Genomic DNA, 25,489 nt, shown 5'->3' on the forward strand with positions numbered 1-25,489 from the left:
ATTGAAGAAAGGGTGTGGCGACGTGGTCGAACGTGTGCTTGCGACGGATGCTGGTTTAGAATTGATTGAATTGCTGAAGGCGAAACACGGACCGCTGATGTTCCATCAATCAGGTGGCTGTTGTGACGGAAGCTCCCCGATGTGTTTTGCAGAAGGGGATTTATTTTTAGGAGATCATGATTTATGGATTGGGACGATTGGTGGCTGTCCGTTTTATATTCATGAAGATCAATATGAATACTGGAAACATACGCAACTGATCATTGATGTCGTCAACGGAAGAGGAGGCATGTTTTCACTAGAAGGTGTCGAAGGGAAAAGGTTTTTGACACGTTCTCGTGCCTTTACTCCGGATGAATATGCAGAACTGGCATCATCTGCTAAAAAATAAAGGGCAATGATTCAACACCCGAACCAAACTCCTCAGCGGCTCGCGCTGAAGCGTTTGGCTTCGAGGTGTTGTTTGCTGTCTAGAAAAATCAGAGTTGAGAGTCATCTGTTGTTTATTACCTGTAACACGTTATAATTAAAAGATATTTCAGCAAAAAGGAGGTCACCCGTCATGGAGATATTCCGTGAATTAAAATCGATTGAGTCGGTCAGAGCATTCTATCTCGGACAACCGGCTAGTTTTTTGTACATATCTAGTCCGGATTGTGCCGTCTGTGCCTCGTTATTTCCTCAAATCGAGCCGATCTTGGCAAACCATCCTGAATTTCAAGCGGGGCGTGTCGATTTGGGTGATGTGCCTCAAATCGTCGGGGAATTTTCTGTCTTTACGGCCCCTACTTTATTGTTGTTCGTCAACGGAAAGGAAGTCCATCGAGAAGCTCGCATCGTCCCGATTGAACCGTTTAAGCGAAAAATGGAACAAATCGGCGACTTCGTTCGAACGGCCGAACAACAGTAAAAATGACTACAGAGGAGGTTAGGACATGCGATATCCTTTTTTAGGTTGGACGGGACAAACGATTGGAGTGACCGCCCCGTCTTCCGGATTGCCAGAAGCACTGCACCCATTACTAGAAGAAGCCACCCTTCGTTTTCAGGATCGGCAAATGGCTGTCGAAATCGGACAAACGGTTTGGGCACAAGAAAAAGCGCAAAGTGCCTCTGCCGAAACACGAGCCGACGAATTGAATCACATGTTACGAAATCCGGAAATCGATGCCATCATCCCACCGTTCGGAGGAGAACGCGCCATCGACGTATTACCGTATCTGGATTTTGCGCAGCTACCGGAAAAATGGATTCTTGGGTATTCTGATATCAGTACGCTGTTGTTTGCGATTACCGTCAAATCGGGTATCGCTACGGCACATGGTCCGAGTTTTCTTGAGATGCGGAGTGAAGAGTGGGATGAGACGACGACAGCCTGGCGCCGTGTGCTCGCGACACCAACTGGTGGAACGGTCACGCAGTGGACGTCGACTTCTTATCAAACGAAGTGGAATCATGCAGAACGTCCCGCACGGTACATGTACCATGTAGATGCTGAGACGCAGTGGAAAGCATTGGATCAGACACGTTCCGAAGCAACAGGACGACTGCTCGGGGGGTGCCTCGAGACGATTCGTCACTTGGCCGGGACGCCGTATGGAGATGTCAGGAAGTTTTGGCAAACCCAGATTGATGAAGAACCAATCCTTTGGTATTTCGAAGCATCGGAAGCCAGCGCGACGGATATCCATCGTTCGCTGATGCAGATGGTGTTGGCAGGATGGTTCGATCAGGCGTCAGGTATCCTGTTTGGCCGGACGGCAGCGGGTCAAACTGTCGAGGACTATACGTTGCTTGACGTCTATGAAACGCTCAGTGAAAAGACAGGGGTACCGATTTTTTATGATCTCGATATCGGTCATCAACCCCCACAGCTGACTCTCGTGAACGGGGCACTGGCGACGATACGGATTCAAGGAAAAGATTCCAGATTAGACATGACATTCCGTTGATCTGGAAGAGGAGGGCAAAGATGGCCAGTCGAAATTTTCAATCGTTAGCGGCCTATAAACGGATTCATATCAATCCCGAGACACGCCGCATGACATTACCTGAACCATTTTACGATGCGTTACAATTGAAGGATGAACTGATGTTAGCACAAGTGGGTGAAGTGTTGATCATTCGTAATCCACAGGAGATGGTGACGGCGGAAACGGATCTGTTGTCGGCTATCGTCGAAGAAGGTTTTTCCGGACAAGAGCTCATTCAAGAGTTTGCGTACCGAAAAGCGCAACAAGAACATCGTCTGCGCCAACAGGTGTTACAAGAGGAAGATTCTGAATCCTCGGCACAATTACAAATCGATTTATGAGCGGTGACGGGGAGTGTAGAAGTGATGCGAAAACGAACGAAAATCGGATTAGGTGTGCTTGGATCGGGCATGCTTGCAGCAAGCTATTATTTTTATGAAATGGCGATCGCAACACATCCGAAACCATTCTTGACGAACAATCGGGACTTGAGTGATGAAATGGTCCGCTTGATGCAGCCGGGGCAGACATGGATCAAGGAACAGCCTTTGGAACAGATTGAAGTCCAGGCACGGGATGGTCTGACATTACGGGGACATTATTTACCACCACTCGTTCCGTCGAACCGGACGGTCATCTTAGTTCACGGATATGGCGGTGTCGGGACGGATTTAGCAGGTTTTGCGTATCTGTACCATCAAGCAGGATTTCATGTGATGATGCCGGATAATCGTGGACATGGTAAGAGTGAGGGACATTACATCGGCTTCGGCTGGCATGATCGGGAAGACTGTCTGTGTTGGACGGAGTATTTGATTGAGCGACTTGGTCAAGACAGCGCAATCTTTTTACATGGTGTTTCCATGGGAGGAGCCACCGTTTTGATGACAAGTGGGGAAGTTCTACCTGCGCAAATCAAAGGCATCATCTCGGACTGTGCCTATACATCCGTCAATGCCGTCCTCGCCTATCAAATGAAACGGATGTATCGTCTGCCGCATTTCCCGTTTTTGGCCATGACCAGTGTCTTGACGAAACTCAAGGCGGGTTATTTCTTCAGTGAGGCATCGGCATTAAAACAAGTGAAGCGGGCAACGGTCCCGATTTTATTTTTACATGGCGGAGCCGATACATTTGTCCCGACTTCGATGGTCTATGAATTATATGAAGCGTGCCCGACTGAAAAGGAACTGGTTGTCATTCCGAACGCCTCTCACGCGATGGCTTATTTCGAAGATCCGGACACCTATGATACCGTCGTCGAACGGTTTGTCCGTCGTATTCTGACCGAGGCTTGAGAAATACAATGAAAAGTATTCTGAAACCGTTGACAATAAAATATCTATTTAGTATTCTGATAACATAAATAGAAGTCGTCGTGGCGGAACTGGTAGACGCGCTAGACTCAGAATCTAGTGGTGGCAACACCGTGGAGGTTCAAGTCCTCTCGGCGGCATTTCATGTTAGTGATAAAAGCATCCTTTATAAAAGGGTGCTCAGACTGAAGACAAAGTAGTGGTTTTTCTCTTAATCGGGAAGAACCGCTTTTTTTGTTCGCTTCGAATCGTTTTCCTGGGACAAGCATCGCGCCGCATCGCTTCGCTGCTGGGTCGCTCCTGCTTGTTTTTCCCTAGGAAGCGATTTCGAGCGAACAAACGCTTTTTCTTTCACGCTTCCGGGTATACAACTAGCATAGATATTCGAAAGAGGAGGAATTCTTATGATGGGAAAAAGAGGCCAACATCATCGTTCTGAGAACATCACCATCACATTGGAACAATTGGTCCCGCAGGACCATCTCGTTCGAAAAGTAGATCAGGTCATGGACTTTGAATTCATCTATCCTTTAGTAGAGAAACTGTATTGTGAAAATAACGGAAGACCCAGTATCGATCCTGTTTTATTGATTAAGATGGCGCTTCTCCAATACTTGTTTGGTATTCCATCGATGCGTCGGACCATCAAGGAGATTGAGACGAACGTCGCATATCGGTGGTTTCTCGGAATCGGACTGGATGAGAAAGTGCCTCATTTCTCTACTTTCGGAAAAAATTACGTCCGGCGGTTTCAGGACACGGATGTGTTCGAAACCATCTTTTATCGTATCCTCTCACAAGGTGTCGAAGCTGGGTTCGTGGACCCTTCGGTCCTATTCATGGATTCCACACACATCAAGGCGAACGCAAATAAACGGAAGTTCAAGAAGAAAAAGATTGTCCGTCGCGCTATCCAACAGTATAAAGAAGAACTCGACCTGGAAGTCAACGAGGATCGGGTACTGCATGGAAAAAAGCCCTTCGCCCCCAAGGAGAGCCGTCTTGAAACACGCGAAATCAAGGAAAGTACAACAGATCCCGAGAGTGGTTACTACGTGAAGGGGGAACGTGAACGACTATTCGCTTATTCTTGTCATACAGCTTGTGATCGAAACGGATTCGTACTTGGATTGATCCTCACACCTGGAAATGTACATGATAGTAAAATGCTTGAACCTCTTCTTGAATCCGTCACTCATCATTTCAATCAGCCATTCGCCGTCGTAGCCGATTCTGCTTACAAGACAGTCCAGCTCGCACATCATCTCCTTCAACGAAACATCTTACCGGTTTTTCCTTATACACGCCCCAGAGGGGTGAAGGGAATGTTCAAAACGAAAGACTTCTATTACGACGAATACTATGACTGTTATTTGTGTCCCGACAATCAAGTTCTTCGTTATCGGACGACCAATCGAGAGGGGCATCGGGAATACGTCTCTGACCCAACGATCTGTGCGTCGTGCTCTTTTCTTTCACAGTGCACGAAGAGCCAAGAGAATAAAAAAATGATCCTACGCCATATCTGGCAGGAAGCAATGGATGAGGTGGAGCATTTGCGGCATACTTCTGTGAACCGGGCATTGTATCGAAAACGACAGGAGACCATCGAACGTGTCTTCGCAGACGCAAAAGAAAAGCATGGCATGCGTTGGGCCCGATATCGTGGTCTGAAAAAAACAACGCTACAAGCGATGCTTACTTTTAGTGCCCTGAACCTCAAAAAATTGGCGAACTGGTCATGGGATTCCGGTGGGAATCCTTGTTTTCAACATCACTTTTTACGACTACATAAGACAAACCCTCATTTCAACGTTGAAATGAGGGTTTGTCTACGATCTGAGCATCCTTTATAAAAGGGTGCTTTTATTTTTTTTAGAAAGTATTTAATTAATGACATTAAGAAGTTTATTCGTAAAATTTGCATTTTTCTGATAAAATACGTGTTAAGAAAAGTGATTTTGAGGAAAATAGATGAAGAAGGTGTCTGTTTTCAAGACAAGAGAGGAGTAACAATATGAAAAAGCATTTATCGGTTTTATTTTTATTGATCAGCTGTTTGTTGGTATTAAGTGCGTGCAGTATCGGTTCGGAGGATGAGACATCAAAAGATAAGACCTACAAGGTCGGAATCGATGTCACGTATCCACCGTTTGAGTACAAAGACGGGGATACGTACAAAGGGATTGACATCGACTTGATCAAAGCGATTGCCAAAGACCAGGATTTCAAGATTCAGTTCGAAGCAATGGATTTCAGTGGGATCATCCCAGCACTCCAAGCGAATCAACTGGACGTAGCAATTGCCGGCATGAGTATCACACCGGAACGGAAAAAAGTCGTCACGTTTTCGGATCCTTATTTTGAAGCGGGCTTGATTTTAGTCGTCAAGGAAGACGACAACAACATTAAATCAGTGGATGATCTGAAGGGTGAGAAAGTAGCTGTCAAGAAAGGAACGACAGGTGCCAAATACGCGACGGATAATGCGGATAAATTAGGCATCACGGTTACCCAATTCAATGATAGCCCAGCGATGTTCCAAGAAGTCAAAAACGGAAACGCTGCTGCGTTGATCGAAGACTACCCTGTCATTTCGTATGCGAACAAACAACAAAACTTAGGTCTGAAATTAGTTGGCGATCGGCTGAATGGCGATAACTATGGAATTGCTGTCTTAAAAGGGGAAAACGAAGAGTTGATGAAAAAAATCAACAAAGGACTCGCTAACCTGAAAGAAAGTGGCGAATATGACAAAATCGTCGACACGTATTTAAAGTAAGCCATCTGAACGAAGGACAAGGGAGTTGAGTCACTGATGGAAGTCGCAAAAACGGCGTTTCCGTTTTTCTTGGAAGGATTACAGATCACCCTCTATATTTTCATCATCGCGGTCATCGCTGGGTTTTTAATCGGCTTGATTGTCGCCTTGATGCGTTTGTCACCGCTTAAGATTTTAAATGGAATCGCCATCGTCTACATCGATGTCATTCGAGGAACACCGTTCATCGTCCAGCTGTTCTTCATCTATTTTGGACTCAATTCGCTTGAATGGTTATCGATGGACCGGATGTATGCCGGTATTTTGACCGTTGCGATCAATGCCGGAGCGTATTTTGCTGAAATCATCCGAGCCGGAATCCAATCGATCGATAAAGGGCAAACGGAAGCAGCCCGGTCGCTTGGGATGACAGGTCGGCAAACGATGACACAAATCATCTTACCGCAAGCCTTTCGGCGGATGTTACCGACAATCACGAATCAATCGATCATCAGCTTGAAAGATACATCCTTGTTGTCGATCATCGGAATCGCGGATTTGACACAGCAAGGACAAGTCCAACAGGCGACGACGTTTGAACCGTTCATTGTCTGGACCGTCGTTGGTCTGATGTATTTTGTTGTCATCTATCTCCTTTCACTGTTAGCGAAATTCTTGGAACGGAGGTTTACGCTGCGATGAGTATCATTGAAGTGAAACAATTAAAAAAATCATTTGGTGCAAACGAAGTGCTCAAAGATATTTCCGTTGACATCAAGGAAAAAGAAGTGGTGTGTGTCATCGGACCTTCAGGATCCGGGAAAAGTACGTTTCTACGCTGTTTAAATCGGTTGGAAGACATTACCGGCGGAACGGTCGTCATCGATACGCACGATATCACGGATCCGAAAGTGGATATCAATAAAGTCCGGGAAGAAGTCGGAATGGTATTCCAACACTTCAACTTATTTCCGCATAAGACGGTGCTCGAAAACGTGACACTTGCACCGATGAAAGTTCGAAAAACAGAAAAAAATCAAGCTAAACAACGCGCTTTTGAATTACTCGATAAGGTCGGATTACGGGAAAAAGCAGATAACTATCCGGGCGAATTATCCGGTGGTCAAAAACAACGGGTCGCGATTGCCCGCGCCCTAGCGATGAATCCGAAAATCATGTTGTTTGACGAACCCACTTCAGCGCTCGACCCAGAGATGGTCGGGGATGTACTGGCAGTCATGAAACAGTTGGCACTTGAAGGGATGACGATGATCGTCGTCACCCATGAAATGGGATTTGCGCGCGAAGTGGGGGATCGTGTGTTGTTCATGGATGGTGGGTTTATCGTTGAAGAAAATATTCCGAGCTTATTGTTTGATGCTCCACAACACGAACGGACGCAGTCATTTTTAAGTAAGATTTTGTAAAAGACAGCCATCAAGTTTTCTTGCCTCTTTGGAGGGAAGAAAACTTGATTTTTTTAGGTGGAAAGTCCTTTTCTCCTTAGAAACGTTTGATTCATAAAGAACAAAGGGTACAGTCATAAGAAAAACTTATACGTTTACGACTGAGAAATTGGGAATTCGAAACGCACTGACCTAAAAGAAGTAGTAATATAATAACTAAGGCAAACACTTTTGACATATAGGCCTTCGTCATGGTTACATTCGCTAGTTGATGGAGGAACGTAACGATGGTCGACTTTTTATGTCATTTTATTTGAAAGCGCTAACAGGCAGAGGGTTGGAAATGTACTGATACGTCAGTACGAAGGTGAAATGAATGAAACGGGGGGAACCGTACATGGCAAGCCGGGAACAGGAACAACAAACATTTTATGGACCCAATCTTGGGTACATCATCGAATTGTATGAACGTTTTCTAGAAGATGCTTCTTCGGTTGACGAGGAGACACGGAGTTACTTCGAGAAAAATGGGGCGCCAGTCGCTGAACCAGTCGTTCAACAAACGGTCGAGACGGGTGATTTCGAAAAATATTTGGCGGCCAGCCGATTAGCGGATCAAATTCGTGCAAAAGGTCATTTAGCTGCTGACATCTATCCATTAAAAGACCATCCGCGGGAGATGGAATTATTCGAACTTCGTCAATTCGGACTGACGGAAGCTGATTTACGTGGCATGCCGGTGACACTCGTTTGTCCCGATCCACCAGTACATCTGGCGGATGCTTTTGAAGGAATCGAACATTTAAAAGCACAATACACGGGAGCGGCAGCAGTCGAGTTCCAACATGTCGATGATTTGGATGAAAAAAAATGGTTACGGCAAAAAATTGAACAAGGGGCGCTGACGGCCACATTGTCAGTCGATCAGAAAAAACAATTGTTCAAACGCCTAGCTGAGACGGATCTTTTTGAAAAATATTTGCATAAAACATATGTCGGACAAAAACGATTTTCAATCGAAGGTTTAGACGCGATGGTATCGTTGCTCGATACGATCGTGGGTCATTTGATTGCGAATGGTTCGGAAACGATCAATATCGGCATGGCACACCGGGGAAGATTAAACGTCTTGGCGCATGTCTTAGGCAAACCGTATGAAATGATCTTCGCGGAGTTTCAACATGCACCAAACCATGACCTGGTCCCGTCAGAAGGATCCATTGGCATTACGTACGGTTGGACAGGAGACGTCAAGTATCATTTAGGGTTGAATCGGAAAATGGAACAGCAGTCGAGTAACGTCCGCATGACGCTTGCGAACAATCCATCACACCTCGAGTTTGTTGATCCTGTCGTCGAAGGTTTTACACGGGCAGCACAAGATGATCGTTCCCAAAAAGGGGCACCACGCCAAGAACAAGGCAAGGCAGCCGCCATCTTGATTCATGGGGATGCAGCCTTCCCGGGACAAGGAATCGTCGCTGAGACATTGAACCTGACGAACTTGAAAGGGTACAACACGGGTGGAACGATTCATATCATTGCCAATAATACGATTGGCTTTACGACTGAACCGACGGATTCACGTTCGACACGCTACTCGAGTGATTTGGCGAAAGGATACGAAATCCCGATTTTCCATGTCAATGCAGATGAACCGGAAAGCTGTCTGGCAGTCGCCTTACTTGCGAGTGAATACCGGGCTACCTTCCAGAAGGATATTTTGATTGATCTCATCGGTTATCGTCGATTCGGGCATAACGAGATGGATGAGCCGATGAACACGAACCCGGTCTTATATGAGTTGATTCATAAACATGACTCGGCACGTGTGTTATACGCCAACCAGCTTGTCGAACAAGGCGATGTCACCAAAGAAGACATCACGACGATTGAAACAGACATCAATGACATGATGAAAGCAGCACGTGAAAAAGTGCCGAACGTTGAAAAAGAATACGGTGGTGTGATGCCAGATGTCGTCTTCAAAGGAGTTCCGACGATCGAGACAGGTGTTGCAGTTGAAAAACTGATGGCGTATAACGAACAGTTGCTCGAATGGCCAAGCGGATTCAGCGTGTTCCATAAACTTGAAAAAGTCTTGAAACGCCGGACGGATGCCTTGACGACGAAAAATGGAATCGATTGGGGCCATGCGGAAACGTTAGCCTTCGCTTCGATTCTCTCGGACGGGACGCCGATTCGTTTGAGTGGTCAGGATTCAGAGCGGGGAACGTTTGCCCAGCGGAACATCAACTTAAATGATGTCAAGACAGGCAAAGCCTTTTCGCCGATGCACAGCTTAAAATCTGCAACAGCGTCATTTGCTGTCTACAATAGCCCGTTATCCGAAGCAGGTGTTCTCGGTTTTGAATATGGCTATAACGTATTTGCGCCAGAAACACTTGTCTTGTGGGAAGCCCAGTACGGGGATTTCGCGAACTCCGGTCAGGTCATCTTTGATCAATTCATCTCCGCCAGTCGAGCGAAATGGGGTCAAACATCCGGCCTCGTCATGTTGTTACCGCACGGATATGAAGGTCAAGGACCGGAACACTCAAGTGCACGTTTAGAACGATTCCTATCGTTGTCCGGTGAGAAAAACTGGACAGTGGCCAACGTCTCGAGTGCTGCACAGTATTTCCACTTACTCCGTCGCCAAGCAGCAATTCTTGGAAAAGACGAAGTCCGTCCGCTCGTCGTGATGACACCCAAAAGTTTATTACGACATCCGTTAGCCACATCGGATTTATCGGAGCTGACAGACGGTTCCTTCAAACGGATCGTTGAACAGGCGGGGCTTGGTCAATCACCGGAGCAGGTCGAACGGATCGTGTTCTGCAGTGGAAAAGTGGCGATTGATCTAGCAGAAGCAGTCTCGAAATCTGATGACGACTTCAACTGGTTACACATCGTCCGGATTGAAGAGATTTATCCATTCCCGGCAAAACAGTTAAAAGCCTTGTTGGAACGTTTCCCGCAGGTCACGGAATTCGTTTGGGTTCAAGAAGAACCAAAAAACATGGGCGCTTGGACATATATCGAACCGCGTCTCGAGTCAGTCGCAATCAACGGTATCACACAGGTCCGCTACATCGGTCGTCGCCGACGTTCAAGTACGGCGGAAGGTGACCCGACAGGACACAAGGTCGAGCAAGCGCGAATCTTGACAGAAGCTTTGACGCGACAGACTGTCGAAGAGCCGACTACACCAACTACTTCTGAAACGAATGTCTAAGTATCATCTGATTTGGGGTCAAACACGAAAAGAGTCTTAGGGGGACGAATGAACATGGAAATCAAAGTGCCAGAACTTGCAGAGTCGATTACAGAAGGAACGATTGCATCATGGTTAAAACAACCGGGTGAACAAGTGGAAAAAGGAGAAGCGATTGTTGAACTAGAAACGGATAAAGTCAACATTGAAGTACCATCCGACGAGGCTGGGATTTTATCGGAGGTCATGGCTGCTGAAGGAGACACCGTGCGTGTCGGTGAAACGATTGCGATCATTACGGCAGGTGGAGAAGCAGCACCTGCACAAGTAGAAACCAAACAACCAACAGAGCAGGCAAAAGCTCCCGTTGCGGAGCAACCGAAAAAAGAGCAACCAGCAGCCGTTGCGGCGACAGAAAAAACGTCCCTCGCGGATCGTCCGATTGCGTCACCTGCCGCTCGAAAGTTGGCACGTGAAAAAGGAATTGATCTATCGCAAGTTGCAACACAAGATCCGCTTGGCCGGATTCGTGTCCAGGATGTCGCGACGTTCGAAGTCGCTCCACGTGAACAAGCGAAACCGACTCCACCACCAGCGCCTGCACCAACTACGCAAGCGGCATCAGGAAAACCGGAAGAGCGGATCAAGATGTCTCGTCGTCGTAAAACGATTGCCAATCGTTTAGTAGAAGTCCAGCAAACAGCTGCGATGCTCACGACGTTCAATGAAATTGATATGTCTGCCGTCATGTCCTTACGTAAACGCCGTCAGGAAAAATTCGTCAAGGACAACGAAGTCAAGCTTGGTTTCATGTCGTTCTTTACGAAAGCAGCGGTCGCGGCACTGAAAAAGATGCCGTACTTGAATGCTGAAATTCAAGGGGATGAAATCGTTCTTAAGAAGTTCTATGATATCGGGATTGCCGTATCGGCACCAGACGGATTAGTCGTTCCGGTCGTCCGTGACGCGGACAAAAAGAACTTTGGTGAAATCGAAAAGGACATCATCAGTTTAGCCGTCAAAGCACGTGACAATAAACTGGGGCTATCGGATTTGACGGGTGGTACGTTTACGATCACAAACGGTGGGACGTTTGGTTCGTTGATGTCGACGCCGATCCTCAATGGACCGCAAGTCGCGATTCTCGGGATGCATGCGATTAATCTTCGTCCTGTTGCAATCGACGCCGAACGAATGGCAAATCGTCCGATGATGTATGTGGCGCTCTCCTACGATCACCGTATCGTGGACGGCAAAGAAGCCGTGACATTCCTAAAACACATCAAGGATTTGTTAGAAGATCCAGAGTCATTGATTTTTGAAGCATAAGTCGATTTGAGACAGAGGCGTTCTTCCTACGATAGGGAGAACGCCTCTTTTCGTCTCTTCAGATAAGCAGGTGATCCGTTTGATTACAAGTCTGTCATCGATTCTAAAAACTTCTTCACCTCAACTATATGTTTCCTTCACAGTCGTCACGTAAGATTCAGTTTGTAAGTTACTTTTAAGGGGGAAATACAACATGATGAAACAGATTGGCGTTACCGTACTTACAGGAGCAATAGCCGCAACTAGTATCGGGAGTATCGACGCTTCGGCACATGCAAAACATGATCTACTCGACCCAAATCGTGTCGTTAACATTGCCCACCGAGGTGCTTCCGGGTATGCACCTGAACATACGATGACGGCGTATCAACTGAGTCATAAAAAATTAAAAGCCGACTACATCGAAATCGATTTGCAGATGACGAAGGACGGTCAATTGATTGCAATGCACGATGAGACGGTCGATCGGACGACAAACGGAACAGGTGCCGTCAAAGACAAGACATTAGCTGAAATCAAACGCCTCGATGCGGGGAGCTGGTTCAATACAGCGAATCCTGATTATGCGAAGGCTGAATATAAGGGACTCCAAGTTCCGACACTCGATGAAATTTTTGATAAATATGGCAAACATGCGAACTATTATATTGAAACAAAATCACCTGAAGTTTACCCGGGAATGGAAGAAAAACTACTGAAAACATTAAAAGGTCATGGTCTATCCAGCGACCGTGTTAAACCGGGACAAGTCATGATTCAATCGTTCAGTCAAGCAAGTCTATTAAAAGTTAAAGCACTTGATGAAGGTTTTCCACTCGTCCAGCTGATGGAAGCACCAACAGTCCAATCAATCACGCCTGAGGCACTTGACGAAATTCAGACATACGCAGTCGGACTCGGTCCCTCATTTAAAGGACTGACGCGCGAAAATACGGCAATGATTCGGGAACGTGGTCTGTTGCTTCACCCCTACACGGTGAACGAGAAAGTCGACATGGAACGGATGCTCGATTATGGAGTGACGGGAGTTTTTACGAACTATGCGGATCGTTTCAACGAAGTATTATATGACATGAAAAAGAAATGAATCGTTTAAAAGTCAGTTTCCTTTTTAGGAATACTGACTTTTTTTTGTTGAAATGAATCCAAGGCTTCATTGGTTACGTATACTTCAATGAAAGATTTTAAGAGCATACAATGTGTGTTCGATTGATGCCGGACATGCTACGATGAAACAGGAGCGTTGAACAAAGCTGATAGAGAGCTTCATGAACAGGGAATGGAGAGGAACGACATGCGAATCACACAATATACGGATTACGGATTACGTGTCCTGATTTATCTAGGTCTTCATCGGGAAGAAATAACACCGATGCCGACGATTGCCAATCATTATGGTATTTCATCGAATCATTTGATGAAAGTGACCCAACAGTTGACAAAACTCGGTTATGTCGAGTCAACACGCGGACGAACGGGTGGACTGCGACTCGCGAAGGACCCGGCAGACATCAACATCGGACAAGTCGTCCGTGAAATGGAACCGATGGAAATCGTCGACTGTTTTTCAGCGGAAGGTCGATGTGTGATTGAACCAGGCTGTCACTTAAAAGGGATTCTCGGGCGAGCTTTACGTGCCTTTTTAAAAGAACTTGAACAGCATACATTAGCGGAACTCGTTGAGAACAAGGACGAGTTGACACTTTTGTTTTCCTCATCACCGTCGTCCGTTCATTCATGAGAAGTAAGGTGAACGAGACAAAAAAGACATCATCTTTTCCGAACCCATTCGGAAGATGATGTCTTTTTCGATTGTTTATTTTCGGGTCGATCGTTTTTTAGGATTGACGTGTTCCGGGTTTTTCGCCAAATCATCTTGGACGGATCCCTTCCATAAGGGAACATCGCTATAATAGGCAGCACGCGCAATTAAATGGCCACCAATCGGGGCGGTAATCAATACAAAAAAAATACCAAGTAAGACGCGGGACGAGAAGAAACCGTCTTCAGCGACAAAATAAATGATGACACTGATCAGGATACTCATCACCCCAAGCGTCGCACTTTTGGATGCGGCATGGGCACGGGTATATAAGTCGGGTAGCCGAATGAGACCCAGTGCAGTTACAAGACTGAAAAAAGTCCCGATCAAGGCAAAGGCGGCTACAAAGATATCACTGATTGCGATCACGTTCGATGATCTCTCCTTTCTCAATGAATTTAGAGAAGGCGACAGTACCGATGAACGCTAAGATTCCGATCAACAAGATGACTTCGAGATAGTCACTTGTCCGGAGAATGATGGATACCAATCCGACGACAGAAATCAGACTGATACCGATTGAATCCAGGGCAATGACCCGGTCGGCGACTGAAGGTCCTTTAATGACCCGGTAAAATAAGCCAAGCATCGATAAGAAGACACCACCTAAAGCGATGAATAAAATCGTCTCTAGCATTATCGACTCACCTCCAAAATAGCTTTTTCAAAACTGTTCCGGATGGAGGAGACGGCTTCATCCGCTTCTGGCATGTGCAGGGCATGGATATAAAGTGTTTTATTGTCGTCTGAAATATCGACGACGAGTGTCCCGGGTGTCAACGTGATCAGCATCGATAGCAAGGTGACTTGCCAATTATGCTCGAGTGCCGTCTCATACGCGAAGATACCCGGTTTGATATCAAGTTTTGGTTTGAGGATGATCGACAAGACTTCGAGATTCGCGACGACCAGCTCGTATAAAAACCGGAAAAACAAACGGATCAGCGCGATGAACGGTCCGAGATAAAAACGGTTGCTGAATCCCCGGCGCATGGCAAACATCGCAAGCAAACCTAACAGATAGCCGATGATAAACGATGAAGTAGAAAAGGAGTTGGCGAGAAACATCCAGAGAAATGCCAACAAGATATTGAGTAATAACTGGAATGACATTGATTAATCTCCCTTCAAGACAGCTTGGATATAAATCGACGGATCGACAAGTGGATCGACCGCTTGAGAAATAAACGGACGAACCGCTTCAGCGCCTACACCATACACGACCGTAATGGCGACGAGTAAAATCGCTGGTGTCATCAATTGTTTGAGCAGGTGGCGTTTCGGTCCGGTGTAGGTCTTTGGTGTTCCCCAAAATCCGCGAATGAAGATTTGCATGACGGAATAGAGAACAAGTAAACTCGAAATCAAGACGATGAACGGTCCGACAAGGTCTCCGGCCTCAAAGCCACCTCGGACGATGAGAAGCTTTCCGATGAAACCACTCAGTGGCGGAATGCCAGCCAGAGACAACGCGGCGATGAAATACGTCCAACCGAGCAACGGATAGTCTTTGATCATACCGCCCATATCCTTCAACTTACTGGATCCGGCAATTCCGATCATGACGCCAATCAATAAGAACAAAGCTGCCTTGATCAGCATGTCATGGATCAGGTAAAAGACAGCACCTTCGAGCGACTGCCGCGTCATGACGGATACGCCATATAAAATGACGCCGACAGCTACGATGATGTTGTAGATTAAGATCTGTTTGACGTCTCGGGTTGCGAGGGCACCAATCACTCCAATCAGAATCGTTGCAAGCGCAAGCCAACCGAGAATCTGATGCGTGAATTCAGGCTGATGGGAGAAAAACAGACTGTACGTCCGCAAGATCCCGTAGACTCCAACTTTCGTCAACAGTGCCCCGAATAAAGCGAGGACGGGCGTTGGAGGCACTTGGTAGGAACCAGGAAGCCAAAAATACAAGGGAAAGATGGCTCCCTTTAAACCGAAGACAATCAAGAACAGAATCGCGATGACACTGAGAATACCAGGTTGATCGATTTCCGTGATCTTTTGCGAGATGTCGGCCATGCTCAGTGAACCGATGACACCGTATAAAAAGGCGACGGTCATGACGAACAAGGCGGATGAGATGACGTTGATCAAGAGATACTTCAACGATTCGCGTAACTGAGCCGGTTTTCCTCCCAGTACAATCAAGACGTAAGACGAGATCAAGAAGACTTCAAAAAAGACGAACATGTTAAAAATATCACCTGTCGTAAAGGCACCATTGACCCCGACGAGTAAAAATTGGACGGCGATGTAGTAATAAAAACGTTGATGTAAATCGGACAGGTAATAGATGGAATACCAGACGACAAAAAAGACAAGCAGGCTAGTCGTAAAGACAAGCAGGGCGGATAACATGTCAGAGACAAGGGTGATGCCAAATGGTGCCGGCCAACTGCCAAGCGTCACCGTCAAAATCCCTTGCTGCCGGACACTGTAAATCAGATAAGCGGCCGCAGCGATGGTCACGAGGGTTGAGCCAAAAGAGAGCGTCCGTTGTAGGCGCAGTCGATCCGGGAACAACATCAAGATGACACCGGTGATCAGTGGAATCAAAATCGGTAATAACGGTAAATTAATCATGCGTATCGGTTCCTTTCATTTCCTCGAGATTGTCTGTACCCAGTTCTTGATAGGCCCGGTAGGCGAGCACGAGGAAAAATGCAGTCACACCGAAACTGATGACGATTGCCGTTAAGACAAGAGCCTGTGGGAGTGGATCGGTATACTGGGTGACGCCGTCCTTGATGACGGGAGCGGCGCCCGTTTTCAGTCCGCCCATCGTCATGACAAGCAGATGGGCCGCATGACTGAGAAGGCCGGTACCGATGATGATACGTAAGATACTTTTTGAAAGAATGAGATAGACGGCACACATCGTTAAGATGCCTGCAGCGATCGCCATGATGATCTCCATGCGTTAATCACTCTCCCCAATCGTTTGAATGATCGTCATCGTCACACCGACGACGACGAGATAAACACCTAAATCAAACAACATTGCCGTGTGTAAGGACGTTTTTCCAAACAACGGTAAGTTGAAGTAATCGTGGGCGTGTGTAAAGAACGGTACATTGAACAACAAGGCACCAGAAGCCGTCAAAACAGAAATCAACATGCCGATCGCCGTCATCTGTTTGTAGTCGACCGGTAAGATCTGCCGGAGTGTCTGGATGTCAAAGGCTAACAAAACTAAAACGAGTGCGGAAGCTGTGACAAGCCCCCCGATGAAGCCGCCACCCGGTGTGTAATGACCGGCGAAAAACAGATAAACGGCAAACAAGAAAATAATGAAGGTGATGAACGTCGTAGATGATTCTAGGATGACGTCGTTCGTGTGTTTTTTCATGGGACTTTTCATTTGTCGATTCCTCCCGTCTTCCGGAAATTGATCATCGCATAAATACCGAGTCCGGCAATCGCTAAGACACTGATCTCAAATAACGTATCAAATCCACGGAAGTCGACTAAGATGACGTTGACCATGTTTCCACCTGCTGCTAAATCAGCGACGTTATCAATGTAGTACTGGGCAATCGAAGCGAATGAGCGCTGACTGAGCGAAGCGAGTGCAACCAACGTGACACTTAATCCGACGAGCGCAGAAATCGCAGCGTTCCCGAGTTTAAATTTGATTCGTTCTTCTTTTCGGCTGATTTCCGGCATATGATAAAACACAAGCAGGAACAGTGCGACGGAAACGGTCTCGATGACAAGTTGTGTCAAAGCGAGGTCAGGTGCCCGGAATAAGACGAAGAACAAGGCGACCGTATAGCCAACGACACCAAGCAAGATGATCGATGTCAAACGGGATCGCGCAAACGTGATCGACAAGGCGCTACCGACCAAAACAAGTGCCAAGACGACTTCATAAGCATGCACCGTGCTGAGTGGGTCGACATCGAATTTAAAGGCATCGAGGAAATACATGCTCGATAAGACGAGGACGACGATGAAGCCGAAGATATAGACCAGGTAGGAGCGCATATAACCGGTCATGACGGTATCATGGATGGCGGTTGAGGCGTGTTCCCCCCGGCGCAGCAATCCATCATACTGATGATTCAACGAGACGCTTGTTGGCATCCGGTTGTAAAGTGTAGACCATTTCGGCAACGTCAAGAATAGCAGCGTGCCGACCGAAATGATGAGAAGCGTCAAAAAGAGTTCCAGATTAAACCCATGCCAGAGCTTGATGTCAACTGAAATCGAGCCCCCTTCAGCAACGACTTTCGGTAGAATCGCTTCGACTGCAGGACGAATCAGCGTGTTCGAAAGTAAGTTCGGGAACAATCCAATCAAAACGACGAGGGAAACAAGAACGAGTGGAGCGAGTAACATGCCAATCGGTGCTTCGTGCGGTTTTTTCGGAAGTTGTTCGAGTTTTTTTCGTCCAAGAAACGTGCGGTAGACAATCAAGATACTGTAGACAAACGTGAACATACTCCCGACGACTGCGAAAAACGGGAATAAAAGACCGAACGTATCCAGATGAAACAGTCCTGATCGGGACACTTCAAGGACACCGGTCAAAAACATCTCTTTACTTAAAAAACCATTGAATGGAGGGACACCCGCCATCGATAAGGTCCCGATGGTTGCAATCGTAAACGTCACCGGCATCAGTTGGGACAACCCACCGAGTTTTCGAATATCACGTGTGCCCGTTTCATGATCAACGATGCCCGCCATCATGAACAAACTTCCTTTAAACGTGGCATGGTTGATGAGGTGGAAGACAGCGGCGACCGTCGCAATCGTGTAGAGACTGTCGGGAAGGATGTCAACCTGTAAAGCGGCCGCTCCTAATCCAAGCAGTGACATGATGAGACCGAGTTGCGAAATCGTCGAATAGGCTAAGATGGCTTTTAAGTCGACTTGTTTGACGGCGTTTAACGACCCCCAGAAAAGTGTGAACATTCCGACACCGGATACAAGATAAAACCACAACGGTGTCTCAGCAAAGATCGGACTCATCCGGGCGACCAGATAGAGACCGGCTTTGACCATCGTTGCTGAGTGGAGATAGGCACTGACTGGAGTGGGTGCCTCCATCGCGTCCGGTAACCAGATATGGAATGGAAACTGAGCAGATTTCGTGAAGGCCGCCAGTAAAAACAGGACGAGGGCGACCGTAAAGAGTGGATCCCCATTATACGTACTGACGGTTGCGAGCGATTCACGGATGCTAAACGAACCGGACAGTAACGATAAAATTGAAATCCCGCCGAGCATCGATAAACCACCAAAGACAGTGATCAGCATCGATTTTTGGGCACCGTATCGAGAACGTTCACGTTCGTACCAATATCCAATCAACAAGAATGAAGAAATCGATGTCAGTTCCCAAAAGAGATACATGACGATCATATTGTTCGATAAGACAATTCCAAGCATTGCGGTCATGAAAAGAAGCAGGTAGACATAAAAGTTGTGTAACGCTTCTTTTTTCGGATCCAGGTAATAGACGGAATAAAGCACGACCAGTGAACCGATTCCGGTAATCAATAATGCGAACAACAGACCAAGACCGTCGACGTAGGCGACGAAGTTGATGTCGAGCGATGGAATCCAGTTCATCGTTGCGACTACCGGTTTTCCAGCCATTGTCTGACTGATGTACTGACTGAAGTAGACGACTAACGTAAGTGGAACGAGCAGAACGAACCATCCTGTATGTACGGATGGAATCTTCTTATAGAGAAGCGGAATGAAGAGACTTACAAGTAACGGCAACAAGATTGCCAAATGAAGCAAAGACACATGATTCCCTCCTTATGATGTAATACAATCGAAAAAATGAAAGAAGGACGTTGTACGCAAGCGGCAAGTATGGCTTGTGACGTGTCCTCTTCAACATAGACATTCGATTTTCGTGAAGCTTCTGTTAAAAGTATAACGTACATTTCCTGTCTCTGCATGACCCGAACCTTTTTGATTTAGTGCAGGAACGCGGTTTTTGAGCGAATTATTAAATATGTAGGAACACGGCAGAAAAACAGTGAAAAACTTTCAAAAAAATATTTTTAGAGTCATGTTGATTACCTGATTGGGTTTAAGGGAAAAGCATTCAAGTATAAAAATCCAGTAAATAGAGGTGTCGTCATGAGAAAAACATTTAAACAAGGATTAATCGTCGGTGGAATAGTTGCTGTATCCGTGTTAGTGATTCAGCGGTATAAACAAAGTTGCTCGAATGCTCAGGACCAGGATATCAGTCATTCAGCTAAACTCGATCAACGTCCGAGTATCGATGCCAAGACGGATGAAACGGAAGTGGGTCTGACGCAACTGGATTCGATTCATCGTGCAGACTGGCAAGCCAATGGTTTCCCACAAACACATGCGGAACTGGAACGATTAGAAAAAGAAGAAAATCAATAAAAAATACGCTCTCACAGGAGAGCGTGTCAGACTGAAGACAAAGTAGTGGTTTTTCTCTTAATCGGACTGGATGAGAAAGTTCCTCATTTCTCTACTTTCGGAAAAAATTACGTCCGGCGGTTTCAGGACACGGATGTGTTCGAAACCATCTTTTATCGTATCCTCTCACAAGGTGTCGAAGCTGGGTTCGTGGACCCTTCGGTCCTATTCATGGATTCCACAGACAACAAGGCGAACGCAAATAAACGGAAGTTCAAGAAGAAAAAGATTGTCCGTCGCGCTCTTTTCTTTCACAGTGCACGAAGAGCCAAGAGAATAAAAAAATGATCCTACGCCATATCTGGCAGGAAGCAATGGATGAGGTGGAGCATTTGCGGCATACTTCTGTGAACCGGGCATTGTATCGAAAACGACAGGAGACCATCGAACGTGTCTTCGCAGACGCAAAAGAAAAGCATGGCATGCGTTGGGCCCGATGTCGTGGTCTGAAAAAAACAACGCTACAAGAGATGTTTACTTTTAGTGCCCTGAACCTCAAAAAATTGGCGAACTGGTCATGGGATTCCGGTGGGAATCCTTGTTTTCAACATCACTTTTTACGACTACATAAGACAAACCCTCATTTCAACGTTGAAATGAGGGTTTGTCTACGATCTGAAACACGCTCTCCTGGGAGAGCGTGTTGTTCTGTAAACGTTATTCAGGCACTCGTCGATACAAGCGACTGAATACGCTCGCTGTGTGCCGTGTAGGAAGACAGGTGTTCAAATTGATGCAGGGTAAGAGTCGTCATGCGGCTATGACCTGTGCTTGATTCAAGCAGCAGGTAGGCTTCATTTTGATCCTGACCGCCACCGTCAAAGCGGATTTTAGCTGTAATCGTTCGTCCATCGTTCGTTTGCATATAAATATCGTAACCACCGAAATCAACTCGGGTAAAGCGATTTGCTTCGCTTACGATTCGTTTAAAGGTTTCTATCAATGAGTAAGACATACAAGTTCCTCCTTATGTGAAAAAGCGCATGGGACCTAACGATCAATCGCAAATCCGTATCGAATATCTCTTTTCCCATTATATAGAAGAATCAAACCTTTTAAAAGAATCTTTTTTAGTGTTGCTATGAAACGCGTTCCATAGGTTATCGTACAATTAGACAGCGCGTGACTAGCGAGACAGCTAGGCGTCAGCTGGAATACTGACAAAAAGAGCGGACAAGCTCTTTTTGTCATGAAGGCATCAAAAAAGGCAAAGCTCGAATACAGAACTTTGCCTACGTGTAAGACGTCATAATTCGACGTTATGGTATACCTGTTGGACATCTTCCAGATCTTCTAAGGCATCAATCATTTTTTCGAACTGTTGGACATCTTCTTCTGATAATGTGACTTCGTTTTGGGCAAGCATCACGAGTTCCGCAACTGAAAATTCTGTGATACCGGCTTCTTTTAAGCATTCTTGAACGGCATGAAACTGTTCTGGTTCCGCATAGATGATGACCGACTCGTCTTCCTCTAAAATATCACGGACATCCAGATCGGCTTCCATCATCAACTCAAGAATATCGTCGGCCGTTTTCCCTTCGAAGGCAAAAATGGCTGTCGCATCAAACATATAAGCAACCGATCCACTGACACCCATGTTCCCGCCGTTTTTTCCAAAAGCAGCACGTACATCAGAAGCAGTCCGGTTGACATTATTCGTCAACGTCTCGACGATGACCATCGAGCCACTTGGACCAAATCCTTCATAACGCAACACATCAAAGTTCTCTTCAGCGCCACCTTTTGCTTTTTCAATCGCCCGATCGACGATTGCCCGTGGAACGCTGTATGTTTTAGCCCGTTCGAGGACGACCTTTAGCGCCTGATTCGATTCAGGATCCGGTTCGCCTTGTTTGGCAGCCACATAAATTTCACGACCGAATTTGGCATAGACCCGGCTTGTATTTTTGTCTTTCGACGCCTTTTTTTCTTTAATATTATTCCATTTACGACCCATCAGAATCCACTCGCTTTCACATGACTTCGATTTAGTTAGGAACTTGCTGGTTCCCTCTGCTTTCTCAGTATACCTCATAAGTTGTTGATTTCTGAACTGAAAAGGTGAGGGCAGTAGTGTTTTTTCAAGATTGACGTTTACAGGTAGTCGGAAATTGGGAAGTAACAGGAGATGAAATCTAGTGTTTGGAAGGGTGAAGAGAGATGAACAGAGCAGCAGTATTCCACCGTGCCTTGTCGCCGTATGTGTATAAGTATGATCAGGAGACCGTCCACATCCGTTTGATGTCCGCCAAAGGAGATTTGGATCGTGTCGAGTTGGTCCATGGGGATCCGTATGAATGGGACGCGGAAAAAGAAGAAGACCGTGACTGGAATTTCGATCCAAACAAAGAGAAGTTCTGGAAAACGACGACGACGGAGATGACGTTCTCCGGATCGGATGCGACCCATGATTATTGGTTCGTGGCCATTAAACCGGCGAAAAAACGTGTCCGTTATGGATTCAAAGTCAATGCGGGGGAAACGTCTGCCGTCTATACGGAGCGTGGTTGGTATGACGAATTGCCACTCGATCATCCCGGATATTATTTTGCCGTTCCGTATATCAATGCGGTGGATGTGTTTGACGCACCTAAGTGGGTAAAGGACACGGTTTGGTATCAAATCTTCCCGGATCGGTTTGCGAACGGTGATCCGGCGAATGATCGACCTGGAACGATTGCTTGGGGAGCGGAAGCCCCTGCCTTTGATAATCATTTTGGTGGTGACTTTCAAGGGGTGATTGATCATATTGACTACTTGAAAGCCCTTGGGGTCACAGGCATTTATTTCTGTCCGATTTTCGTGGCACCTTCTAACCATAAATACGATACGCTCGATTACTTACGACTGGATCCGAGTTTCGGGACAGAAGAGACGTTCCGAGAAATGGTCCAGTTGCTTCATGACAATGGAATCCGGATTCTGCTTGATGCCGTCTTTAACCATGTCAGTGTCGATCATCCGGCGTTTCAAGATGTCATGAAATATGGAAAAGAGTCGAAATATGCTAACTGGTTCATGATTGACGAATTTCCGATCCAAACGACGCCAGAACCAAACTATGAAGTGTTTGCTTTTGAACCAAACATGCCTAAATTAAATACAGCCCATCCAGATGTCAAAGACTATTTATTGAAGGTCGGACGATACTGGGTTGAAGAGTTTCAGGTCGATGGTTGGCGACTGGATGTAGCGAGTGAGGTCGATCATGCGTTTTGGCGAGAATTCCGGACCGCGGTACGCACTGCCAATCCAGAAGCATACATCGTAGGGGAGTGTTGGACGGATTCTCAGGAATGGTTGCTTGGCGATCAATTTGATGCCGTCATGAACTATGGACTGACGGAAGCCTTTCTTACATTCTTTGCGACAAACGAGACGAAGGCTACGGCATTCAGCCACGCGGTCGTTCGAAATCTCAACGGGAATACGATGAATGTCAACGAGGTGATGTTCAACTTAGTCGATTCGCACGACACCCCGCGCGCCTTGACACGAGCGAACGGGAACCACGAACGGATGAAACTGCTGATGTTGTCTCTTTTGACGTTCACGGGAAGTCCGGTCATTTATTACGGTGATGAAATTGGTCTGACGGGTGGTCAAGATCCGGATAACCGAAAGTGTATGGTCTGGGACCCGGCGGAGCAGGATACGGCACTGCTGGCGTATGTCAAACGTTTGATTGCTCTACGGAAACAACACCCAGGTCTTGCCAATGCAGGGACGTATCAATTCGAACGGTTAAACGATGAAACGGCCAGTTTTGTCATCCGTCGCCAGACCAATCAGGCAACGTATTTGATTTTGTTTAATAACGGACCGGAAGCCATCGACTTTACCTTCGACGAACCGACGATTGATTTGTTAGAAGAACGTCCGTCTGCAAAAACGGTTGTCGTTCCTCCTGTATCTGGAAAGATACTTCAAGTACAATCTTCATGAACAAACGAAAAGCATCCGCTCAGGGATTTTCCCATGATGGATGCTTTTTTTGAGTTTCAACGAGTATTCATTTGAAAAACGGATGAATCAATAAGCCACTTCTCAATTTAGGTTCAAACCAAGTCGATTTGGGCGGCATGACTTCATTAGCATCGGCGACAGCCATCAACTCCGTTAAACTTGTCGGATGCAAATGAAAGGCGACGGCCATCGTTCCTTGATCGACAAGCTGTTCGAGTCCGGCATACCCTCTGATACCCCCGACGAACTGAATCCGAGAATCGGTCCGTGGGTCTTCGATGCCGAGGAAAGGGGTCAACACTTCATCTTGTAAAATCGCGACATCCAGATTCTCTTTGACGGATGGATGTTCCTTCTCATAATCAAGTGTATACCAGTGTTGTTTGACATACATTTCAAACCGATGTGGCTTCGTTTCCGTCGCTCGACCGGGCGTGATCGTGAAACGACTGCTGATCCGTGTCAGTAACTCGTCAACGGATTGACCATATAAATCTTCAACGACACGATGGTATCCTTGGATGTTCAATTGATCACTCGAAAACGAAACGGCAAGGAATAAACCGGCGTCTTCATGATGATTTAACCGGGCGACTTGAGAAGCGGCTTCTGCCCGGTGATGACCGTCTGCAATATACAAATGATCATGTCGGGCGAACTGGCTACCAATCGTCATCATTGCAGCGCGTTCTGTAATCTTGAAAATCGTATGTTCGATGCCGTCTTCCGCCGTGAATTGATAAATCGGGTGCTGTTGGTCCTGCTCGGAAATGACGCGGTCCAGTTCGAGATCAGGATGATGCGCAAGTAAGATCGGGCCAGTATGAGCAGCTAGTGACTGGACATGTCGAACGCGGTCTCGTTCTTTGTCGGGACGCGTGAACTCATGTTTCCGGATGATACCTTGATCGTAGTCAGCAACAGAGACACATCCGACGAATCCAGTCTGAGTATGTGTGCCATCGCTTAGCCGGTACAGATAGTAACTTTCTACGTCATCAAATGTCAGAATCTGGCGTTCGATAGCTTCTTTGAAATGAAGAGCCGCTTGTTGATAGACGCGCGGATCGTGATCATCGATGAAGTCAGGTAACGTCACTTCGGCTTTATCCATCCGTAAAAAAGATAAAGGGCGACGTCGGACTTCTGCTCTTCCTTCCGACCGATTAAAGACGTCATAAGGAAGAGAGGAGAAAGCTTCCGCGTATTTAGGTTCAGGACGTAAAGCATGGAATGGTTCAAAAGTAGGCATAAT

Annotated in this window: 25 protein-coding genes, 1 tRNA gene and 1 pseudogene; 17 read left to right on the forward strand and 10 right to left on the reverse strand. The window is 46.5% G+C overall.

Going from position 1 to position 25,489, the window contains the following annotated elements:
- Window positions 1-22 precede the first annotated feature (22 nt).
- From P404_RS0110660 to P404_RS0110725, 14 genes are all read left to right on the forward strand, one after another.
- Complete coding sequence (locus tag P404_RS0110660; protein ID WP_014970540.1) at window positions 23-391, forward strand: DUF779 domain-containing protein; 369 nt, start codon at window positions 23-25, stop codon at window positions 389-391.
- A gap of 171 nt (window positions 392-562) precedes the next feature.
- The gene (locus P404_RS0110665) at window positions 563-910 is read left to right on the forward strand and encodes a thioredoxin family protein (RefSeq protein WP_014970539.1); all 348 of its coding nucleotides are present in this window, start codon (window positions 563-565) and stop codon (window positions 908-910) included.
- 25 nt (window positions 911-935) lie between these two features.
- Window positions 936-1,952, forward strand: a complete 1,017-nt coding sequence (locus tag P404_RS0110670; RefSeq protein ID WP_026830747.1) for a S66 family peptidase — start codon at window positions 936-938, stop codon at window positions 1,950-1,952.
- A gap of 20 nt (window positions 1,953-1,972) precedes the next feature.
- A complete protein-coding gene (locus P404_RS0110675; protein ID WP_014970537.1) occupies window positions 1,973-2,314 on the forward strand; it encodes a hypothetical protein in 342 nt (113 codons plus the stop codon).
- A gap of 24 nt (window positions 2,315-2,338) precedes the next feature.
- A complete protein-coding gene (locus tag P404_RS0110680) occupies window positions 2,339-3,271 on the forward strand; it encodes an alpha/beta hydrolase (protein WP_014970536.1) in 933 nt (310 codons plus the stop codon).
- Between the two features lie 74 nt (window positions 3,272-3,345).
- Window positions 3,346-3,429, forward strand: a tRNA-Leu gene (locus P404_RS0110685).
- Window positions 3,430-3,693: 264 nt separating this feature from the next.
- Window positions 3,694-5,145, forward strand: coding sequence for an IS1182 family transposase (locus tag P404_RS17540; protein ID WP_051590501.1), 1,452 nt, complete (start codon window positions 3,694-3,696; stop codon window positions 5,143-5,145).
- A 161-nt stretch (window positions 5,146-5,306) separates the two neighbouring features.
- Window positions 5,307-6,071, forward strand: coding sequence for a transporter substrate-binding domain-containing protein (locus P404_RS0110695; protein WP_014970535.1), 765 nt, complete (start codon window positions 5,307-5,309; stop codon window positions 6,069-6,071).
- 36 nt (window positions 6,072-6,107) lie between these two features.
- The gene (locus P404_RS0110700; protein WP_014970534.1) at window positions 6,108-6,752 is read left to right on the forward strand and encodes an amino acid ABC transporter permease; all 645 of its coding nucleotides are present in this window, start codon (window positions 6,108-6,110) and stop codon (window positions 6,750-6,752) included.
- Window positions 6,749-7,477, forward strand: a complete 729-nt coding sequence (locus P404_RS0110705) for an amino acid ABC transporter ATP-binding protein (protein WP_014970533.1) — start codon at window positions 6,749-6,751, stop codon at window positions 7,475-7,477. Before P404_RS0110700 ends, P404_RS0110705 begins: the two co-directional genes overlap by 4 nt.
- Window positions 7,478-7,832: 355 nt before the next feature.
- Complete coding sequence (locus P404_RS0110710) at window positions 7,833-10,694, forward strand: 2-oxoglutarate dehydrogenase E1 component (RefSeq protein ID WP_026830748.1); 2,862 nt, start codon at window positions 7,833-7,835, stop codon at window positions 10,692-10,694.
- Window positions 10,695-10,748: 54 nt separating this feature from the next.
- Window positions 10,749-12,002 carry a 2-oxoglutarate dehydrogenase complex dihydrolipoyllysine-residue succinyltransferase gene (gene odhB, locus P404_RS0110715; protein ID WP_034774420.1) on the forward strand — a complete coding sequence of 418 codons (1,254 nt, stop codon included), beginning with the start codon at window positions 10,749-10,751 and terminating at the stop codon, window positions 12,000-12,002.
- Window positions 12,003-12,195: 193 nt separating this feature from the next.
- Window positions 12,196-13,089, forward strand: a complete 894-nt coding sequence (locus P404_RS0110720; RefSeq protein ID WP_026830750.1) for a glycerophosphodiester phosphodiesterase — start codon at window positions 12,196-12,198, stop codon at window positions 13,087-13,089.
- A 207-nt stretch (window positions 13,090-13,296) separates the two neighbouring features.
- Window positions 13,297-13,743 (forward strand): Rrf2 family transcriptional regulator, encoded by a 447-nt coding sequence (locus tag P404_RS0110725; RefSeq protein WP_026830751.1) that lies wholly within the window; start codon window positions 13,297-13,299, stop codon window positions 13,741-13,743.
- A 75-nt stretch (window positions 13,744-13,818) separates the two neighbouring features.
- Here the strand turns inward: P404_RS0110725 and mnhG are convergent, their stop codons facing one another.
- The 7 genes from mnhG to P404_RS0110760 are packed head-to-tail and all read right to left on the reverse strand — an operon-like array spanning window position 13,819 to window position 19,605.
- The gene (mnhG, locus tag P404_RS0110730; RefSeq protein WP_014970529.1) at window positions 13,819-14,193 is read right to left on the reverse strand and encodes a monovalent cation/H(+) antiporter subunit G; all 375 of its coding nucleotides are present in this window, start codon (window positions 14,191-14,193) and stop codon (window positions 13,819-13,821) included.
- Complete coding sequence (locus P404_RS0110735; RefSeq protein WP_014970528.1) at window positions 14,177-14,461, reverse strand: Na(+)/H(+) antiporter subunit F1; 285 nt, start codon at window positions 14,459-14,461, stop codon at window positions 14,177-14,179. The genes mnhG and P404_RS0110735 overlap by 17 nt, the downstream gene beginning before the upstream one ends.
- The gene (locus tag P404_RS0110740; protein ID WP_026830752.1) at window positions 14,461-14,937 is read right to left on the reverse strand and encodes a Na+/H+ antiporter subunit E; all 477 of its coding nucleotides are present in this window, start codon (window positions 14,935-14,937) and stop codon (window positions 14,461-14,463) included. Before P404_RS0110740 ends, P404_RS0110735 begins: the two co-directional genes overlap by 1 nt.
- A 3-nt stretch (window positions 14,938-14,940) precedes the next feature.
- Complete coding sequence (locus P404_RS0110745) at window positions 14,941-16,425, reverse strand: Na+/H+ antiporter subunit D (protein ID WP_014970526.1); 1,485 nt, start codon at window positions 16,423-16,425, stop codon at window positions 14,941-14,943.
- Entirely contained in the window at window positions 16,418-16,759 is a 342-nt protein-coding gene (locus tag P404_RS0110750) for a Na(+)/H(+) antiporter subunit C (RefSeq protein WP_014970525.1), read from the reverse strand. Before P404_RS0110750 ends, P404_RS0110745 begins: the two co-directional genes overlap by 8 nt.
- A gap of 3 nt (window positions 16,760-16,762) precedes the next feature.
- The gene (locus P404_RS0110755; protein WP_014970524.1) at window positions 16,763-17,203 is read right to left on the reverse strand and encodes a Na(+)/H(+) antiporter subunit B; all 441 of its coding nucleotides are present in this window, start codon (window positions 17,201-17,203) and stop codon (window positions 16,763-16,765) included.
- Window positions 17,200-19,605, reverse strand: a complete 2,406-nt coding sequence (locus tag P404_RS0110760; protein ID WP_026830754.1) for a Na+/H+ antiporter subunit A — start codon at window positions 19,603-19,605, stop codon at window positions 17,200-17,202. The genes P404_RS0110755 and P404_RS0110760 overlap by 4 nt, the downstream gene beginning before the upstream one ends.
- A gap of 342 nt (window positions 19,606-19,947) precedes the next feature.
- On the opposite strand from P404_RS0110760, the gene P404_RS0110765 reads away from it, so the two are divergent.
- Together P404_RS0110765 and P404_RS19190 are read left to right on the forward strand one after the other, a co-directional pair.
- Window positions 19,948-20,226: a hypothetical protein gene (locus P404_RS0110765; RefSeq protein ID WP_026830755.1), complete on the forward strand. Its 279-nt coding sequence runs from the start codon at window positions 19,948-19,950 to the stop codon at window positions 20,224-20,226.
- Between the two features lie 269 nt (window positions 20,227-20,495).
- Window positions 20,496-20,786: pseudogene (locus P404_RS19190) on the forward strand (transposase); the annotation flags it as partial.
- Between the two features lie 140 nt (window positions 20,787-20,926).
- On the opposite strand, the gene P404_RS0110780 reads toward P404_RS19190, so the two are convergent.
- Window positions 20,927-21,220 carry a hypothetical protein gene (locus P404_RS0110780; RefSeq protein WP_014970522.1) on the reverse strand — a complete coding sequence of 98 codons (294 nt, stop codon included), beginning with the start codon at window positions 21,218-21,220 and terminating at the stop codon, window positions 20,927-20,929.
- A 291-nt stretch (window positions 21,221-21,511) separates the two neighbouring features.
- Entirely contained in the window at window positions 21,512-22,225 is a 714-nt protein-coding gene (locus P404_RS0110785) for a YebC/PmpR family DNA-binding transcriptional regulator (RefSeq protein WP_026830758.1), read from the reverse strand.
- Window positions 22,226-22,428: 203 nt separating this feature from the next.
- Here P404_RS0110785 and P404_RS0110790 point away from each other — a divergent pair, with 203 nt between their 5' ends.
- The gene (locus tag P404_RS0110790) at window positions 22,429-24,213 is read left to right on the forward strand and encodes a glycoside hydrolase family 13 protein (protein ID WP_026830759.1); all 1,785 of its coding nucleotides are present in this window, start codon (window positions 22,429-22,431) and stop codon (window positions 24,211-24,213) included.
- 67 nt (window positions 24,214-24,280) lie between these two features.
- On the opposite strand, the gene P404_RS0110795 is transcribed toward P404_RS0110790, so the two are convergent.
- Complete coding sequence (locus P404_RS0110795; RefSeq protein ID WP_026830760.1) at window positions 24,281-25,486, reverse strand: DUF1015 domain-containing protein; 1,206 nt, start codon at window positions 25,484-25,486, stop codon at window positions 24,281-24,283.
- Window positions 25,487-25,489: the final 3 nt, after the last annotated feature.

Source organism: Exiguobacterium antarcticum DSM 14480, from assembly GCF_000685865.1.
GTDB classification, from domain to species: Bacteria; Bacillota; Bacilli; order Exiguobacteriales; family Exiguobacteriaceae; genus Exiguobacterium_A; species Exiguobacterium_A antarcticum.

What these genes read in the sequence shown, in the direction of transcription:
- P404_RS0110765 (WP_026830755.1), top strand. Translation starts at nt 19,948, where the DNA reads ATGAGAAAAACATTTAAACAAGGATTAATCGTCGGTGGAATAGTTGCT.
- P404_RS0110720 (WP_026830750.1), top strand. Translation starts at nt 12,196, where the DNA reads ATGATGAAACAGATTGGCGTTACCGTACTTACAGGAGCAATAGCCGCA.
- odhB (WP_034774420.1), top strand. Translation starts at nt 10,749, where the DNA reads ATGGAAATCAAAGTGCCAGAACTTGCAGAGTCGATTACAGAAGGAACG.
- P404_RS0110755 (WP_014970524.1), bottom strand. Translation starts at nt 17,203, where the DNA reads ATGAAAAGTCCCATGAAAAAACACACGAACGACGTCATCCTAGAATCA.
- P404_RS0110695 (WP_014970535.1), top strand. Translation starts at nt 5,307, where the DNA reads ATGAAAAAGCATTTATCGGTTTTATTTTTATTGATCAGCTGTTTGTTG.
- P404_RS0110680 (WP_014970536.1), top strand. Translation starts at nt 2,339, where the DNA reads ATGCGAAAACGAACGAAAATCGGATTAGGTGTGCTTGGATCGGGCATG.
- P404_RS0110795 (WP_026830760.1), bottom strand. Translation starts at nt 25,486, where the DNA reads ATGCCTACTTTTGAACCATTCCATGCTTTACGTCCTGAACCTAAATAC.
- P404_RS0110675 (WP_014970537.1), top strand. Translation starts at nt 1,973, where the DNA reads ATGGCCAGTCGAAATTTTCAATCGTTAGCGGCCTATAAACGGATTCAT.
- P404_RS0110735 (WP_014970528.1), bottom strand. Translation starts at nt 14,461, where the DNA reads ATGCTAGAGACGATTTTATTCATCGCTTTAGGTGGTGTCTTCTTATCG.
- P404_RS0110745 (WP_014970526.1), bottom strand. Translation starts at nt 16,425, where the DNA reads ATGATTAATTTACCGTTATTACCGATTTTGATTCCACTGATCACCGGT.
- P404_RS0110670 (WP_026830747.1), top strand. Translation starts at nt 936, where the DNA reads ATGCGATATCCTTTTTTAGGTTGGACGGGACAAACGATTGGAGTGACC.
- P404_RS0110700 (WP_014970534.1), top strand. Translation starts at nt 6,108, where the DNA reads ATGGAAGTCGCAAAAACGGCGTTTCCGTTTTTCTTGGAAGGATTACAG.
- P404_RS0110785 (WP_026830758.1), bottom strand. Translation starts at nt 22,225, where the DNA reads ATGGGTCGTAAATGGAATAATATTAAAGAAAAAAAGGCGTCGAAAGAC.
- P404_RS0110790 (WP_026830759.1), top strand. Translation starts at nt 22,429, where the DNA reads ATGAACAGAGCAGCAGTATTCCACCGTGCCTTGTCGCCGTATGTGTAT.
- P404_RS0110780 (WP_014970522.1), bottom strand. Translation starts at nt 21,220, where the DNA reads ATGTCTTACTCATTGATAGAAACCTTTAAACGAATCGTAAGCGAAGCA.
- P404_RS0110705 (WP_014970533.1), top strand. Translation starts at nt 6,749, where the DNA reads ATGAGTATCATTGAAGTGAAACAATTAAAAAAATCATTTGGTGCAAAC.
- P404_RS0110710 (WP_026830748.1), top strand. Translation starts at nt 7,833, where the DNA reads ATGAAACGGGGGGAACCGTACATGGCAAGCCGGGAACAGGAACAACAA.
- P404_RS0110665 (WP_014970539.1), top strand. Translation starts at nt 563, where the DNA reads ATGGAGATATTCCGTGAATTAAAATCGATTGAGTCGGTCAGAGCATTC.
- P404_RS0110740 (WP_026830752.1), bottom strand. Translation starts at nt 14,937, where the DNA reads ATGTCATTCCAGTTATTACTCAATATCTTGTTGGCATTTCTCTGGATG.
- P404_RS17540 (WP_051590501.1), top strand. Translation starts at nt 3,694, where the DNA reads ATGATGGGAAAAAGAGGCCAACATCATCGTTCTGAGAACATCACCATC.
- P404_RS0110750 (WP_014970525.1), bottom strand. Translation starts at nt 16,759, where the DNA reads ATGGAGATCATCATGGCGATCGCTGCAGGCATCTTAACGATGTGTGCC.
- P404_RS0110725 (WP_026830751.1), top strand. Translation starts at nt 13,297, where the DNA reads ATGCGAATCACACAATATACGGATTACGGATTACGTGTCCTGATTTAT.